The sequence below is a fragment of the Pseudomonas sp. G1002 genome (assembly GCF_013385455.1).
Classification (GTDB): Bacteria; Pseudomonadota; Gammaproteobacteria; order Pseudomonadales; family Pseudomonadaceae; genus Aquipseudomonas.
In genome coordinates this window covers 94,210-110,407 of the sequence record NZ_JACAPY010000023.1, presented here as the reverse complement: position 1 = coordinate 110,407, position 16,198 = coordinate 94,210, and the positions used below count along the sequence as shown (strand labels likewise).

Genomic DNA, 16,198 nt, shown 5'->3' with positions numbered 1-16,198 from the left:
CTGTAAGAGCGGAACCAATAGTGGCCGTTACCTAAATAACGGATATGTACCCCGCCCCAAGCCCCCTCCACAATCAACAGCCTTTAAAAACCCCAGGCCGCTTCTCGACCATCGCCCGTACACCTTCCTTGGCATCCTCACTATTCAGCAGTTTCTCCACCAAAACGGGCAACCCGGCCGCCGCCGCGGTCTCCCCCTCGATCCGTGCCTGGCGCGCCGACATCAGCGTGGCCTGCACCCCCAGCGGCGCCTGCTGGGCAATGCGGTTTGCCAGCGCCACCGCCCGGGGCAACAAATCCTCGCTGGCCATCACCTCCTGCACCAACCCCAACCGCAGCGCTTCATGGGCATCAAACTCATCCCCCGTGAGCAACCAGCGCATGGCATTCCCCCACCCCGCGATCTGATGAAAGCGCAACGTCGCGCCCCCAAAAGGAAAAATCCCGCGCTGCACTTCCATCTGCGCAAACCGGGTATTGCTGGCACACAGATTGATATCCGCCGCCAACATCAACTCGATACCAATGGTCAGGCAGTACCCCTGAGCCGCAACAATCACCGGCTTACTGACCCGGGGCCCCGCGAAAACGCCCCACGGATCACAACCACCCAACGGCGGTTGCCAGCCTTGTGCCATCGTGGGCCCCACATTGGCCAGGTCCAATCCGGCGGTAAAGTGATCGCCATGCCCGAAGACAATGGCCACCCGCGCTTGCTCATTGCGATCAAATTCGCCATACGCCAGGCTCAAATCATTGAGCAATTCCAGGTCGAACGCATTGCGCTTGGCCACGCGATCCAGGCCCAGCAACAGGATATGACCCTGCTGTTCACGGCTGACGCGGCTGTTGGTGGCTTGGTTCATGGGGTGTGCCCTCGGGCGCAAAGGGAGGTTTCGGACCGAAGGGCCCGCTGTTAAGGGTGAACCGTTTAAGCGTCATGACCAACAGGGCCGGGCCTTTGAAAAATAGACCCTGCTGCCTGGATGCGCAAAGCCTTTGATGCAGAGGCGTTTACCTGCGGTTTGCGATAAAAAAAGCTCCCTTTTTCAGCGATTTCCGGTATAGTGCGCGCCGGCCTTTAACCGGGCCGCGTTTAGGTAGCGCAATTCCCCGAAGTCAGCTTCGGCTGCACGTCCGCACAGCGGACTCTTCCTTGACGAATCTTTTTCATTCATTCGTTTTCGCAAATCCCCGCCGACAAAGCAGCCAGGGCGACTCTTGAGTCTCAACACGGCATGCGCAGCTTTGGAGCATGGGTCTTTGCGGATGCACTTAGAGGCAGACCCATGACCCAGGAAACCGGCGGCTTCGCCGCTTTTAATCTTAACCCGAACATTCTTGCTGCCGTCATCGCGACTGGCTACGAAGAACCTTCGGCTATTCAGCAGCAATCGATCCCGATCATCATGGCCGGCCAAGACATGATTGGCCAAGCGCAAACCGGTACCGGTAAAACCGCCGCGTTCGCCCTGCCAATCCTGCACTGCATCGATCCTGCCAAGCGCGAGCCGCAAGCCCTGATCCTGGCGCCAACCCGTGAGTTGGCGCTGCAAGTAGCAACCGCTTTCGAAACCTACGCCAAGCAAATGCCGGGCGTTACCGTTGTGGCCGTTTACGGCGGCGCGCCTATGGGCCCACAACTGAAAGCAATCCGTAACGGCGCACAGATCGTTGTCGCCACTCCGGGCCGTCTGTGCGACCACCTGCGTCGCGACGAAAAAGTGCTGTCGACCGTGAACCACCTGGTTCTGGACGAAGCTGACGAAATGCTCAAGCTGGGCTTCATGGACGACCTGGAAGTCATCTTCAAGGCACTGCCAGCAACCCGTCAGACCGTACTGTTCTCGGCTACCCTGCCACAGTCGATCCGTGCCATTGCCGAACGCCATCTGCGCGATCCGCAACACGTGAAGATCCAGACCAAGACTCAGACCGTTACCGCGATCGAACAGGCTCACCTGTTGGTTCACGCTGACCAGAAGACCTCGGCTGTATTGAGCCTGCTGGAAGTCGAAGACTTCGACGCCCTGATCATGTTCGTGCGCACCAAGCAAGCGACCCTGGACCTGGCCAGCGCCCTGGAAGCCAAAGGCTACAAAGCCGCTGCGCTGAACGGTGACATTGCTCAGAACCAGCGTGAGCGCGTGATCGACTCCCTCAAGGATGGCCGTCTGGACATCGTTGTGGCGACCGACGTTGCTGCCCGTGGCCTCGACGTTCCACGTATCACCCACGTGTTCAACGTTGATATGCCTTACGATCCAGAGTCCTACGTTCACCGTATCGGCCGTACCGGCCGTGCTGGTCGCGAAGGTCGTGCATTGCTGCTGGTGACTCCACGTGAGCGCCGCATGCTGCAAGTGATCGAGCGTGTAACCGGTCAGAAAGTTGCCGAAGTCCGCCTGCCGGATGCCCAGGCCGTTCTCGATGCGCGCATCAAGAAACTGACCAACAGCCTGTCGCCACTGGTGGCTGATGCTGAATCGACCCACGGCGATCTGCTGGACCGCCTGACTGCCGATATCGGTTGCACCCCGCGTGCCCTGGCTGCAGCCCTGCTGCGCAAGGCTACCAACGGTCAGGCCCTGACCCTGGCTGCCATCGAGAAAGAACGTCCACTGGTGCCGAACAACGCTCCGCGCGGTGATCGTCCAGAGCGTACTGGCGACCGTCCGGACCGTGGTGATCGTGAGCGTCGTGCTCCGGTTCCATTGGCTGAAGGCCGTGCTCGCTGCCGTACTGCGCTGGGCGCGCGTGATGGCATCGCTGCCAAGAACCTGCTGGGCGCTATCCTCAACGAGGGTGGCCTGGCACGTGAAGCGATCGGTCGCATCCAGGTGCGTGACAGCTTCTCCCTGGTGGAGCTGCCGGAAGATGGTCTGGAGAAACTCCTGACCAAGCTGAAGGACACCCGCGTTGCCGGTAAGCAGTTGAAGCTGCGTCGCTACCGCGAAGATTGATCCGCCCCCGGGCTGATTGATCGAACATAAAAAATCCCCGACTGGTTCGGGGATTTTTTTTGCCTGCAATCAGGCGAAACGGTAGATGTCCATGCCCAGCGCACCCATGGTAAAGCCTTGGTGGGCCGCGCTGAATTCACCGCCGGCGCCCCGGGCGAAATACAGCGGCAGCAAATGCTCGTCGCTGGGGTGGCTGCGCACGGCATGAGGTGCCTGGCGACGATAGTCGTGCAGCGCGGCTTCATCGTTGGCTGCCAGTTTGCTGACCATCCAATCACGAAAATCCCGCGCCCAAGGCTCGATGCTCTCCGGCCCGGCATGCCAGTCCAGTTCGCCGAGGTTGTGGGTAATGCTGCCGGAGCCGATCAGCAGCACGCCCTGTTCCCGCAGGCTCGCCAGTGCGTGGCCGACACGGGTTTGCAGGGCAGGGCCCATGCGGCTTGGCAGCGATACCTGCACCACCGGGATATCGGCCGCCGGGTACATCAGCGACAGGGGCACCCAAGTGCCGTGGTCGAAGGGGCGCTGATCATCAATGCGCGCTTCCAGGCCGTCAGCCTTGAGCAACTGCACGATATGGGCGGCCAACTGCGGGTCACCGGGTGCCGGGTACTGCACCGCGAACAGTTCCCGTGGGAAGCCGCCAAAGTCGTGCCAGGTCTCTGGTGCGGCGCTGCCAGTCACGAGCAGCCCCTGGCTTTCCCAGTGCGCCGAGACCACCACAATGGCCTTGGGGCGTGGCAGCTCGGCTGCCAGGCGCTTGAGTGCCGGGCCACTGGCACCGGGTTGCAGGGCAAGCATGGGCGAACCGTGGGAGATAAACAGGCTGGGCAGCATGAGTAGGGTCCTGAGGGTTAAGATGGGACCATCTTCAATCAGATCATTGATCTAAATCTAATATAAGTTTTAGCGCTATTTGATCAAGTTTTAGGGTGAATCATGGAACCTGGATTTTGGCATGAGCGTTGGGCGCGCAATCAGACGGGTTTCCACTTGCCCGAAGTGAATCCTTACCTGCTGCGTCACTGGCCCGGCCTGGGCGTGGCGAACGGGGCGCAGGTGCTGGTGCCGTTGTGCGGCAAGAGCCTGGACCTGATGTGGCTGGCGAGCATCGGGCATCGGGTGATCGGGGTCGAGTTGTCGGAAAAGGCCGTTGAAGAGTTTTTCAGCGAGCAGGAGCTGATGCCGCAGGTCAGCCAGCGCGGCGCTTTCAAAGTTTTCCAGGCGGGTTCCATCGAGCTGTGGTGCGGGGATTTCTTCGCCCTGGATGCCGGTGCCGTGGTTGGTTGCACAGCGCTTTACGACCGGGCGGCGCTGATTGCCCTGCCACCGTTGATGCGCGAGCAGTATGCGGCGCACTTGAATGGGATTCTGGCGGGAGGCAGTCGTGGCCTGTTGATCACCCTCGATTATGAACAGTCGCAAAAGGCCGGCCCGCCGTTCGCGGTGAGCGATGAGGAAGTGCAATTGCTCCTGGGCGGCCGGTGGAGCCTGGATGTGCTGCAGGAGCAGGACATCCTGGGGGACAGCTGGAAGTTTGTTAAGGATGGCGTCACGCGCCTGGACGAGCGGGTGTACCGGTTGGCCAGGCGCTGAAGAGCGCCCACAAAAAAGGGGCGATTGAATCGCCCCTTCTTCTTGTCGCTATCAGCCGCGACGACGCAGTGCGTCAATTCGCTCTTCCAGTGGCGGGTGGCTCATGAACAGGCGAGCCATGCCCTGCTTGATGCCACCGTTGATGCCAAAGGCGGTCAGGGTGTTCGGCATGTGCACCGGCAAGCCCTGTTCGGAGCGCAGGTGCTGCAGGGCGCTGATCATCGCGCCGGTACCGGCCAGGCGTGCGCCGGCTTCGTCTGCGCGGAATTCCCGTTTGCGCGAGAACCACATCACGATCGAGCTGGCGAGGAAGCCCAGTACCAGTTCGGCGAAGATGGTCGCCACGTAGTAGGCCATGCCCTGGCCCTGTTCGTTCTTGAAGATCACCTTGTCGACGAAGTTGCCGATGATCCGCGCGAAGAACATCACGAAGGTGTTCACCACGCCCTGGACCAGCGCCAGGGTGACCATGTCACCGTTGGCCACGTGGCCGATCTCGTGGGCCAGCACCGCCTTGATTTCGTCGGGCGAGAACCGCTCCAGCAAGCCCTGGCTGACGGCCACAAGGGCGTCGTTCTTGTTCCAGCCGGTAGCAAAGGCGTTTGCTTCATAGGCCGGGAAGATCCCGACTTCAGGCATCTTGATCCCGGCTTCGCGGGACAGTTGCTCGACGGTCTGCAGCAGCCATTGCTCATGACGGGTGCGTGGCTGGGTAATGATCTGGGTGCTGGTGCTCATCTTCGCCATCCACTTGGAGATGAACAGCGAGAAAATCGACCCGGCAAAACCAAAGACCGCACAGAAGATCAGCAGCTGATTGAGGTTCAGATCAACCCCGTTGGCCGCCATGATCCCATTGAAGCCGAAAAGGCTCAGCGTGATGCTGGCAATCAGCACGACCGCCAGGTTAGTGGCCAAGAACAGCAGAATGCGCATCATGGTTGTAGAATTCTCCTCATGCTTAATATGTCGCGTACTGCGGGGTATATAAGGTGCGGCATGGGGCTATTCAACCGGGGGACTATTTCAAACTGTGTCCTACAGCCTGAATGTAGAGCCTTGAAGGGAATTTCCGAGGCCTGGTGTGGCTCGGCAGCCTCGCCCCATTACCTTGCAGCCCTGTAATTATAGGGTGATGCCCGAGCAAGGGTGGAGCCGGCAGGCGTAAAAGGCGATACCGCCCGCGCAGGGCAGAGAAGTGTTGCCAGATAATCGCTGTACGACCACGGGTGGGCCGTACAGCGCAATGCCCATTACTGGCGATAGGACTTCAGGAAGTTGCCGATGCGACCGATGGCCATCTCCAGGTCATCCACCCGCGGCAGGGTGACCACCCGGAAGTGATCCGGCCACGGCCAGTTGAACGCCGTACCCTGGACCACCAGCAGCTTTTCCGACAGCAGCAGGTCGAGCACGAACTTCTCGTCGTTGAGGATCGGGCACACTTTCGGGTCGATCCGCGGGAACGCATACAGCGCCCCCATCGGCTTGACGCAACTGACGCCGGGAATCGCGTTCAGCAGTTCCCAGGTGCGGTTGCGCTGCTCCAGCAGGCGGCCTTGTGGCAGCACCAGGTCGTTGATGCTCTGGTAGCCGCCCAGTGCGGTCTGGATGGCGTGCTGGCTCGGCACGTTGGCACACAGGCGCATGTTGGCCAGCATGTCGATGCCCTCGATGTAGCTCTGGGCATTGTGCTTGGGGCCGGAAATGGCGATCCAGCCGGAACGGAAGCCCGCCACCCGGTAGGATTTAGACAGCCCGTTGAAGGTCAGGCACAACAGGTCCGGCGCCAGGGAGGCGGTGCAGATGTGCACGGCGTCGTCGTAGAGGATCTTGTCGTAGATCTCATCGGAAAACACCACCAGGTTGTGCTGGCGCGCGAGTTCGAGCATGCCCAGCAACACTTCCCTGGAGTAGACGGCGCCGGTGGGGTTGTTCGGGTTGATGATCACCAGGGCCTTGGTGTTCGGGGTGATCTTGGCCTTGATGTCGGCCAGGTCCGGGAACCAGTCGGCGCCTTCGTCACACAGGTAATGCACCGGATGGCCACCGGCCAGGGTTACGGCGGCGGTCCACAGCGGGTAGTCGGGAGCCGGAACCAGCACTTCGTCGCCGTTGTTGAGCAGGGCCTGCATGGACATGACGATCAGCTCGGACACGCCGTTGCCCAGGTAGATGTCTTCGATGCCGACACCTTCAACCTGCTTCTGCTGGTAGTACTGCATGACGGCCTTGCGCGCGCTGAACAGGCCTTTGGAGTCGCTGTAGCCCTGGGCGGTAGGCAGGTTGCGGATCACGTCCTGGAGGATTTCGTCCGGCGCTTCGAAACCAAAGGGTGCCGGGTTGCCAATGTTCAGCTTGAGGATGCGATGGCCTTCCTCTTCCAGGCGTTTGGCGTGCTTGAGCACCGGGCCGCGAATGTCGTAGCAGACGTTGGCGAGCTTGTTCGATTTGCTGACCTGCATGGCGATGTGATCCTGAAAATGAACGATCCAGACGGTGTGAAGACTACCGTGCTGAGAATCCTGCGTTGGCCTGACCCATAAATACGTTTGAATGCCGGTAACGCGGGTGCCAGACTGGCGCTTTGAAGAGGCGCAATCATACGTGCCGCCTGATCCATGGAAAAGACACAGATCAGGCTTTTTCAGTTGCCGAGGTGTACCGATGGAAAAGTTGCAGAAAACCGTTGAAGAATGGAAAGCCATGCTCGACCCGGAGCAGTACAACGTGTGCCGCCTCAAAGGCACCGAGCGACCGTTCAGCGGCAAGTACAACGGCACCAAGACCGACGGCGTCTACCACTGCATCTGCTGCAATGAGCCGCTGTTCGATTCCAGGGCCAAGTTTGACTCCGGCTGCGGCTGGCCCAGCTTCTACGAGCCGATCGCCGAGCAGGCCATGGTCGAGATCCGGGACGTCAGCCACGGCATGATCCGTACCGAAGTCACCTGCGCCAAATGCGATGCGCACCTGGGCCACGTGTTCCCGGACGGACCGCCGCCGACCGGTTTGCGTTACTGCATCAACTCGGTGTGCCTGGACCTGGTACCGCGCTGAGCCGTCAAGCTCCTGCGGGCTTCGTGCCCGCAGGGGCCGTTATATCAAGGCATAAGTCCCGCCAATTAAATTGCACACAATTGAATTGCCTACTATCGTTCAGTCCTTCTTATCTCTGTAGAGGCACTGCCATGAGCGACAACCTGCTGAGCATCCCTTGCACCACCATCAAGGGTGAGCAAAAGACCTTGGCCGATTTCGCCGGCAAGGCGATTCTGGTGGTCAACACTGCCAGCAAGTGCGGCTTCACCCCGCAATACAAGGGGCTTGAGGAGCTCTGGCAGCATTACAAGGACCAGGGACTGGTGGTATTGGGCTTTCCCTGCAACCAGTTCGGCAAGCAGGAGCCGGGCAACGAAGGCGCCATTTCGGAGTTTTGCGAGCTGAACTTTGGTGTCAGTTTCCCGCTGTTCAAGAAGATTGACGTCAACGGCAGCGATGCCCACCCATTATTCGTACAGCTTAAAAAGCAGGCCCCGGGATTGCTGGGCTCCAAGGGCATCAAGTGGAACTTCACCAAGTTCCTGATCGGTCGCGACGGCCAGGTGGTCAAGCGCTTCGCCCCGACCACCAAGCCCCAGGACCTGACCCAAGAGATCGAAGCCCTGCTCAAATGACCGACCTGTCCCTGGCCCTCGACGACCAACTGTGCTTCAAGCTCTACGCCGCCTCCCGCGCGGTCACCCGGGCCTACAAGCCGATGCTCGATCAGTTGGGCCTGACCTATCCGCAATACCTGGTGATGCTGGTGCTGTGGGAATGGCAGGCTGCAGTGGTGTCGCAGCCTACGGTCAAGGCACTGGGCGAGCGCCTGCTGCTGGATTCCGGCACGCTGACGCCACTGCTCAAGCGCCTGGAGCAGCTTGCCCTGGTGCGGCGTCAGCGCAGTGCGCTGGATGAGCGTGAAGTGCACCTGAGCCTGACCGATGAAGGCCGGCACCTGCGCGACCGGGTGCAGCCGCTGAAGGCCCGCCTGTTGTGTGACAGCGGCGTTGACCTGAACCAGGCCGATGCCTTGCGTGACGGTCTGGATCAGCTGTTGCGCCAGATCAAAGACTTGTCGTAGTCGGCACCCACAGATCGAGCAAGGCCTTGAGTTCTTCCCGGCGAAACGGCTTGGCCAGGTAATCGTTCATGCCCGCAGCCCGGCAGCGCTCGCGTTCCTCGGACATGGCATTGGCCGTCAAGGCGACGATCGGCAAGTCCGGCCAGCGCCCGCTGCGGCGGATCTGCCGACTGGCCTCATAGCCATCCATCACCGGCATATTGCAGTCCATCAACACCATGTCGAAGCCTTGCTCTTCCAGCAGCTTGAGGGCTTCACCACCGTGGGCGGCGACGATTACCTCGCACCCGAGCTTGCCGAGCATGCCCTTGGCCACCAGTTGATTGACCGGGTTGTCCTCCACCAGCAGGATGCGCGCCCGGTGGGCGAGGGGGCCGGTTTCCAGCTGGATCAGGTCCAGGACCAGGTCCGGATCGGTGCGCAAGTTGCGTTGCAGGACCTGGTACAGCGCGGTGCGGCTCAGGGGGCGGGCCTGTTGCTGCAAGGGGGCCAGGGCCGCGACTTCTTCGCTGGGCATGAAGTTGCCGTAGGCGGTTACCACCAGGATCGGGGCGGTGATCATCGGGCGCAGGCGGAACAGGCATTCGGGGCAGTCGGTGATCAGCAGGTCGGGATTCTGCCCGCTCAAGTCATCGTCGATGGAATAACAGCGCGGAGCCAGGCCCCAACTCGGCAGCAGGCTGGTGAGGAGTTCTGCCAGCCCGCTGCTGGTGCTGGTGATGGCGATTACATCTCCAGCCAAAGGCGCCAGGCGCACCGCCGGCAAGTGGGTCGGCAAGGGCAGGTCGGCACAGAACTGGCTGCCAAAGCCAGCTTCCGAGCTGATGCTCAGGCGGCCCTTCATGGCTTCGCACAGGTTGTGGGTCAGCGCCAGGCCCAGGCCTGTCCCGCCGAACTGGCGGGTGATGCCCGCACCGGCTTGGGTGAACGGCTGGAAAATCTTGACCTGGGCATCCTGGGCGATCCCGATACCGGTGTCGCACACCTCGATCCTGACCCGGCCGGCCTGGGCACTGAGGCGTACATCCACCCGGCCGAAACGCGTGAACTTCAGGGCGTTGGACAGCAAATTGCTGACAATCTGCCGTACCCGCGTCGGGTCGCCCAGCACCTGGGCGGGAAACTGCGGGTCGATCAGGCACGTCAGCTCCACACTGGGCGCGGCGTTTTGCGAGAGCAGGTTGGCGGTGTCTTCCACCAGTGAACCGAGGTCGAACGGGATGCTTTCCAGTTCCAGTTGGCCGGCGTCGAACTTCGACAGGTCGAGGATATCGTTGAGTAGCTCCACCAGTACTTTGCCGGAGTCATGGGCGATCGACAGTTGCTGGCGTTGCTCGGCGTTCAGCGGGCTGTCGAGGGAGAGGGCGATCATCCCCAGCAGGCCGTTCAGCGGTGTACGGATTTCATGGCTCATGTTGGCCAGGAACGCCGCCCGTGCCTGGGCCATGCCCAGGGCCGTCATCTTCGCCGCTTCCAGCTCGTCGTTCGACAGCGTCAGCCGATGATTGATCGCCTTGAGCTCGGTGGTGCGGGCGGAGACGATGTCTTCCAGTTGGCCGAGGTATTCGGTCAGGCGATTTTCAGCATGCCGGCGTTGCTGGATTTCAGTCTCCATGTTTTCAAACTGTTGGTTGGCGACGTTGACCAGTACGCCGATCTCGTCGTGCTCGTGCCCCGGCGGGCAGTCCAGGCGCTCGTGCTTGCGTGAGCTCAGCTCGCGGATAATGCGCACCAGCGGCTTGGTCAGCATCACGTAGAAAAGCGCCAACAGAATGCCGGTGAGGATCAGGCTGCGGGCGAAGCCGTTGAGCAGGGTGATCTCGGCGCGGTGCAGGAAGCGGCTGCCGAACGCGTAGGTGTCTACGTCAAGACGCAGTACACCGAGGGAATCGTTGGGCATGTGGGCGAGGTAGAGCCGATCTTCGAATTGGCGGTTGGCGCCAAACAGGAAGTCGCTGATGGGCCGGTAGGTGCTTTCCTTGCGTGGGCGATGGACATCGGCCAGCACCAAACCGTTGTTGTCGATCAGTTGTGCATGGGTGATGGCGGGGGAGTGCAGCAGGCCCAGCGTCAGTTCCTGGGCCAGCTCGGCGTCGATGTTGTAGGCGATGCGCGAAGCCGGGTTATGGCTGATTTCAATCAGCGCACGTATTTCCCGGTTGATGGAAGCGTCTTCGCTGGCATAATCAATCCCAATCTGTATCAGGCTGAGCAAGGTTCCCAAGACGAATCCGACCAGCACTGTCAGTCTGGCTTGTTTATAAGACAAGCGGTGGGCGAACTTGATATCCATCGGGTGCTGTACCACTTTACGTTTCCTTTCGCCCGGCAAGCATAGCTGAACATCCACAGGCTCAAACTTGCCCGGCATGAATCGATTTTATTCGGTGCAGCCCTGCACGGTCTGCCTCAGGGTTGCCAATACGCCATCTTTTACAAGAACTTGCCAGAGGAATAGTCGTGGATTCTCGATTGAATGCCTTTCTTGAGCGTGCCGACGCGGTACTGGCTCGCCTGGAGCCCTTGTTGCCTGCCCCGCGTGAAGCCGTTGACTGGAACCATTGCCTGGCTGCCCGTTGGCAGCGTGAAGGTCGCAGCGGCTTTTTATTGCCACTGGAAGTCAGCCTGGATATGCGCCTGTCCGACCTGATCGGCGTGGATAAACAGCGCGAACAATTGGCCCGTAACACCCAACAGTTTCTCGACGGCCTGCCGGCCAACCATGCGCTGCTCTGGGGCTCGCGCGGCACCGGTAAATCGTCCATGGTGCGCGCCTTGCTGGCCCAGCACGCCAAGGCCGGGCTGCGCCTGATCGAAATCGAGCGCGATCACCTGGCGGACTTGCCGCGGGTGGTCGAGCAACTGATCAAATTGCCACAACGCTTTGTGTTGTTCTGCGATGACCTGTCTTTCGAAGCCGGCGAGAGCGATTATCGTGTGCTCAAGAGCGTACTCGACGGCTCCCTGGAGCAGGCGCCGGAAAACGTCCTGTTGTATGCCACCTCCAACCGTCGTCACCTGGTGCCCGAGAACCAGAGCGACAACGAGAACTGGAAGACCATAGACGGCGAGCTGCATCCCAACGAAGCGGTGGAGGACAAGATTGCCCTGTCTGACCGTTTCGGCTTGTGGCTGTCGTTTTACCCGTTCAATCAGGAGCACTTCCTGAATGTGGTCGAGCACTGGATCGGCGAGTTGGCGAGCAAGGCCGGTCTGCAGTGGCAGCGCGATGAAGAGTTGGACATCCTCGCCGTGCGCTGGGCCACCGGGCGCGGTAATCGCAACGGCCGTTGTGCCTATCAGTTCGCCCGCTACTGGGTGGGCCTCAAGTTGTTGGAGCGTCAACCATGATTGATTTGCAACAGGCTGGAACCGGCCTCGATGGCTACGCCATGCTGCATGCGCAGCTGGAATCGCTGTTGGCGGATGAGCGGGATTTCATTGCCAATGCCGCGCAGTTTTCTGCGTTCCTGTTCAACCAGCTGGATGATTTGAACTGGGCAGGCTTCTACCTCAACCGCAATGAAGAGCTGGTGCTCGGGCCGTTCCAGGGGCAGATCGCCTGTGTGCGCATTCCGTTCGGTCGCGGTGTGTGCGGCGCGGCAGCGGCCTCGCGGCAAACCCAGCGGGTGGAAGACGTGCATGCATTCCCGGGGCATATCGCCTGTGACAGTGCGTCCAACAGCGAGTTGGTCGTCCCGTTGGTCAAGGACGGGCGCTTGATTGGTGTGCTCGACCTGGACAGCCCATCGCTGTCGCGGTTTACCCCGCAGGATCAGGCCGGCATCGAGCAGTTGGCGGCGATTTTCCTGCGGTTGACCGATTGTTGATGGGGTGAGTCTCCTGCAGGAGCGAGCAAGTTCGCTCCTGCAGGCTATCGACAGTCCAGCACGTCCAGTTGCATCTGCAGCATCCTCTCCAGCTCAAGCATGGATTTCTCTATTGCCTTGATGCCCGCCTCGATAACGTGTGGTGTCTCGCGTTCGCCACACGCCTGCTCCAACGCTTCGCATTGTCCGGACAAGGTATCGGCCTGGATGATCCGGGCGGCGCCCTTGATCTTGTGGGCCTGGTCGATCAGGTCGCCGGGCGCGGCTTGCCGTGCCAGCATGGCCATCAGCTCGACCCGATCATTCCGGCTGCTGCTGAGCAACTCCTCGAGCAAACGCCGGCTCAACTGTGGGTCACCGCCCGTCATCGCGTCCAGGCTTTGCAGGGTGAACACGTTGCGGGTGGGCAGCGGATCGACCTGCGCCAGGTGCTGTTCCAGCGCAGTAAGACTGATGGGTTTGAACAGGCAGTCATTCATGCCGGCGTCAAAGCAGCGTTGTTTCTCCTCGGGCTGCGCGTTGGCGGTGAAGCCGAGTATCACGCACGGGGTTTTCTGCTCGCGCTCCTCATACTCGCGAATGGAGTGACTCAATTCGTAGCCGTTCATGATCGGCATATTGCAGTCGGCAATGACCAGGTCGAAGTGTTCCTGGCGCCAGGCCTGGAACCCCGCAGCACCATGATGGGCCGCGGTGAACTGATGCCCGAGGAAACCCAGTTGCTGGCACATAAGCAAGCGGTTGGCCGGATGGTCATCCACCACCAGCACGTTGAGTACTGGCGCCGGCGTGGCCGCGGCCGGTTCGAGCTTGTCTACGGCCTTGACCGGCGGCAGGCTGGTCATCTTCAGGCTGACGTGGACCTGGGTGCCTACCATGGGCACGCTGCTCAGGCTCAATTGCCCGCCCATCATGGCGCACAGGCTGCGACAGATCACCAGGCCCAGGCCGGCGCCGCTCCTGGCCAGGTGCCCGGAGTTGTCGGCCTGGGCGAACGGCTCGAACAGGCGTAGCTGGTCTTCGCGATTGATCCCGATGCCGGTGTCCTCCACTACCAGTTTCATCTCGATCTGTTGAGGTTGCCCGGTCGCCTTCAGCTGCACCTTGATCTTCACCTGCCCGCGTTCAGTGAACTTGATCGCATTGCTCACCAGGTTCGAGAGCACCTGCTTGAACCGCAGAGGGTCGATCAGTACGTCGGTATCCTCGACATCGGGGGTGAACTCCAGCACCAGGCTCAGGGTTTTCTGGCGCGCCAGGCCATCGAACACGCGGACCACCGACTCGATGACTTCGCGCAGGTTGACCCGCTCCGGGGCCAGGCTCAATCGACCGGACTCGATACGTGCAATGTCCAGAATGTCGCCGATCAACTCCAGCAGGTCCTTGGCCGAGTTGTAGGCGACCTCGATCGCAGGGCGATCAAGATGACCCTGATCGGCGCGCTTGAGTGTCAATTCCAGCATGCCAATGACGGCGTTCATCGGCGTGCGGATTTCGTGGCTCATGGTGGCCAGGAACGTGCTTTTCGCGCGATTGGCCTCGTCGGCGCGTTCCTTGGCGGCGCGCAGCTCGTCGAACAACTGGCGCCGTTCGCTGATATCGATCCAGCCGCCAATGATGCCCTGGACCTCGCCCACGGAGTCGCGGTAGGGGAGGATCCAGTGGTAGATCGTGAGTTTTTTCCCGTGCACGTGCAGGGTGCGATCAAGGATCAACGGTTTACCCTCGGCCACTACCCGCTGGTAGTCGGCATGGTACTGCGCCGCCTCCGTCTCAAGGGCCATGCTCATCTGCGTGATGCTTTTGCCGATGACGTCTTCACGCTTGATGTCGAACGTCTGCAGGTAGCTGTCGTTGCAGGTCTGCAGATAGCCGTTGTGGTCGCGTACGTAGATCGGATGGGGCGTTTCATTGACCAGCGCCCGCATGAACTCGAACTGGTCGTTAAGGGCGCGCTCGGCCAGTTTTCGGTGCTTGATCTGGCGCTGCAGGTAGCCGTTCCAGGCCAGGGAAATCAACAGCAGCAGCCCGGTGCCGATGATGATCTGGGCAATCAGGCGATGGTAATTGCGCCAGTAGCCATCGGACGCTGCGTTGTAGCCGCGCCAGCGGCTGTTGATCGCCGCCATCTCATCCGGGGCGATACTCAGCAGTGCCTTGTCCAGGATCGAACTCAGCTCCGTGGCGTGTCGGGACGTCGCCAGGGCAAACGTCGCAGGCAACGTGCCGATGCTGGAACTGATCTGCAGTTTGTCCTGGAATGCCGGAGAAGAAAGCAGGTAGTTGGCGATCACCAAAGGGTTCACTGCGCCGTCGACTTGCCCCTGTGCCAGCAATTCCGATGCCTTGAAGGTATCCCCGGTTTCCACCAGGTTTATCTGGGCAAATGCCTGCTGCAGGAATTTTTCCAGCTGATTGCCCTGGGTAATCGCCAGGCGCTTGCCGGCCAGTTCTTGAAGGCTTGTGGGCGCGCCCGGCTCTTTACGGGTCAGTAATACGTAGGAGTTTTCCAGGTAGGGGCGGCTGAAGTTCAACTGGGACTCGCGCCCGGTACTGGGGGTAATTGCGCCGATGATGTCGGCTGCGCCGGTCTGCACCAGTTCCATCATGTTGGCGACGTCACGCACGTGTTGAATCTCGAAGCGCAGGCCGGTTCGCAGGCGGATCAGCTCCAGCACGTCGGCGGTGACGCCCCGGAACTTGCCGTCGGTATCGAAGAACGTCAGGGGGGCGAGGGTTTCATTGACCACCACCTTCACCACGGGGTTGTCCTTGAGCCAGCGCTCTTCGCGCAGGCTCAGTTGCAGCTTGCGGTCGGTCAGCAGAATGTCGCTGCCCGCACTCCAGCGCTTGGCGATGCTGTCACGTTCATAGGTTGATACGCCATCGAGCACTGAGTCGATGATACTCAGGAGAATGGGTTGATCCTTGCGCAAGGCGAAGCTGAACCCGTGGGCCTCGTGCTTGCCGAAGTTGGCCATGCGGATATTTTTCAGGTAGCCCTTGTTGATCATGTAGTGAGTGGAAATGGTGTCGCCCAGGAATACGTCAGCCTGGTCGAATGCCACGGCATTCAAGGCATTTTGATAGGACGGGTAGGCGTGGATGGTCGCCTTGGGGTACAGCGCCTGCACTTCGTCCATGGGCAGGTAATGGTAGACAAGACTCAGGCGCAGGCCGGCCAGGCCGTCGCCAAGGTCGCGGTTCTCACCTTCACGGGTCACCAGTACCGGCTGATCCACTGCGTAGGGCAGTGACAGGACGATGTCGGGATTCGCCGCTTCAAAACCGTTGGCAGACCCCAGAAAATCGATTTCGCCGTTTGCCAGCGCCTGGATCGCGGCTTCACGGGAGGAGTAGCGCAACACGGTGAGCGGTATCGCCAGTGTCCTGGCCAGCAGCCCGGCGTAATCGGCAGTCAGCCCTTCATAATCACGCCCGCTGGAGGTGATGTCGAAGGGCGGATAGTCGGGTGCAGAGGTGCCCAGTATCAGTTCCCGTTTGTTCTGCAACCACTGGCGCTGTGTCTTGTTCAGCGGGGTGTCCAGTTGAACGGCACCGGCACGCCCCAGCAGGGCATATTGCTCGGGAACAGTTTGTTCGGCAGGCACGGAAGTGCTGAGGCACACCCCGATACTCAATATGATTAGATAGTCCTTTAATCGCCTGGGCATCCGATTT

Annotated in this window: 13 protein-coding genes; 7 read left to right on the top strand and 6 right to left on the bottom strand. The window is 60.6% G+C overall.

The features are described from left to right. Nucleotides 1–73: 73 nt before the first annotated feature. A complete protein-coding gene (locus HX801_RS12275) occupies nucleotides 74–865 on the bottom strand; it encodes a crotonase/enoyl-CoA hydratase family protein (RefSeq protein ID WP_134326003.1) in 792 nt (263 codons plus the stop codon). A gap of 423 nt (nucleotides 866–1,288) precedes the next feature. On the opposite strand from HX801_RS12275, the gene HX801_RS12270 reads away from it, so the two are divergent. Then, a complete protein-coding gene (locus HX801_RS12270; RefSeq protein ID WP_003209050.1) occupies nucleotides 1,289–2,962 on the top strand; it encodes a DEAD/DEAH box helicase in 1,674 nt (557 codons plus the stop codon). 69 nt (nucleotides 2,963–3,031) lie between these two features. Here the strand turns inward: HX801_RS12270 and HX801_RS12265 are convergent, their stop codons facing one another. Further along, nucleotides 3,032–3,799 (bottom strand): class III extradiol ring-cleavage dioxygenase, encoded by a 768-nt coding sequence (locus HX801_RS12265; protein ID WP_177022170.1) that lies wholly within the window; start codon nucleotides 3,797–3,799, stop codon nucleotides 3,032–3,034. A gap of 102 nt (nucleotides 3,800–3,901) precedes the next feature. On the opposite strand from HX801_RS12265, the gene HX801_RS12260 reads away from it, so the two are divergent. After that, on the top strand, nucleotides 3,902–4,558 hold the full coding sequence (locus HX801_RS12260) for a thiopurine S-methyltransferase (RefSeq protein ID WP_177022169.1): 657 nt from the start codon (nucleotides 3,902–3,904) through the stop codon (nucleotides 4,556–4,558). A gap of 51 nt (nucleotides 4,559–4,609) precedes the next feature. Here the strand turns inward: HX801_RS12260 and htpX are convergent, their stop codons facing one another. Then, nucleotides 4,610–5,497, bottom strand: a complete 888-nt coding sequence (gene htpX, locus HX801_RS12255) for a protease HtpX (RefSeq protein ID WP_003209055.1) — start codon at nucleotides 5,495–5,497, stop codon at nucleotides 4,610–4,612. 314 nt (nucleotides 5,498–5,811) lie between these two features. After that, nucleotides 5,812–7,023 (bottom strand): pyridoxal phosphate-dependent aminotransferase, encoded by a 1,212-nt coding sequence (locus HX801_RS12250; RefSeq protein ID WP_003209058.1) that lies wholly within the window; start codon nucleotides 7,021–7,023, stop codon nucleotides 5,812–5,814. Between the two features lie 202 nt (nucleotides 7,024–7,225). On the opposite strand from HX801_RS12250, the gene msrB reads away from it, so the two are divergent. The 3 genes from msrB to HX801_RS12235 all read left to right on the top strand — a co-directional run bounded on the left by msrB (nucleotide 7,226) and on the right by HX801_RS12235 (nucleotide 8,684). After that, nucleotides 7,226–7,618, top strand: coding sequence for a peptide-methionine (R)-S-oxide reductase MsrB (gene msrB / locus HX801_RS12245; protein ID WP_003209059.1), 393 nt, complete (start codon nucleotides 7,226–7,228; stop codon nucleotides 7,616–7,618). A gap of 131 nt (nucleotides 7,619–7,749) precedes the next feature. Continuing rightward, on the top strand, nucleotides 7,750–8,235 hold the full coding sequence (locus tag HX801_RS12240; protein ID WP_003209061.1) for a glutathione peroxidase: 486 nt from the start codon (nucleotides 7,750–7,752) through the stop codon (nucleotides 8,233–8,235). Then, a complete protein-coding gene (locus HX801_RS12235; protein WP_177022168.1) occupies nucleotides 8,232–8,684 on the top strand; it encodes a MarR family winged helix-turn-helix transcriptional regulator in 453 nt (150 codons plus the stop codon). Before HX801_RS12240 ends, HX801_RS12235 begins: the two co-directional genes overlap by 4 nt. Here HX801_RS12235 and HX801_RS12230 read toward each other — a convergent pair. Then, the gene (locus HX801_RS12230) at nucleotides 8,668–10,977 is read right to left on the bottom strand and encodes a response regulator (RefSeq protein ID WP_003209064.1); all 2,310 of its coding nucleotides are present in this window, start codon (nucleotides 10,975–10,977) and stop codon (nucleotides 8,668–8,670) included. The two genes, HX801_RS12235 and HX801_RS12230, sit on opposite strands and share 17 nt — an antisense overlap. A 167-nt stretch (nucleotides 10,978–11,144) precedes the next feature. On the opposite strand from HX801_RS12230, the gene HX801_RS12225 reads away from it, so the two are divergent. Beyond that, nucleotides 11,145–12,035 (top strand): ATP-binding protein, encoded by an 891-nt coding sequence (locus HX801_RS12225; RefSeq protein WP_177022167.1) that lies wholly within the window; start codon nucleotides 11,145–11,147, stop codon nucleotides 12,033–12,035. Continuing rightward, nucleotides 12,032–12,514: a GAF domain-containing protein gene (locus tag HX801_RS12220; RefSeq protein ID WP_003209067.1), complete on the top strand. Its 483-nt coding sequence runs from the start codon at nucleotides 12,032–12,034 to the stop codon at nucleotides 12,512–12,514. Before HX801_RS12225 ends, HX801_RS12220 begins: the two co-directional genes overlap by 4 nt. A gap of 44 nt (nucleotides 12,515–12,558) precedes the next feature. Here the strand turns inward: HX801_RS12220 and HX801_RS12215 are convergent, their stop codons facing one another. Continuing rightward, a complete protein-coding gene (locus HX801_RS12215) occupies nucleotides 12,559–16,191 on the bottom strand; it encodes a transporter substrate-binding domain-containing protein (RefSeq protein ID WP_032898907.1) in 3,633 nt (1,210 codons plus the stop codon). Between the last annotated feature and the right edge of the window lie 7 nt (nucleotides 16,192–16,198).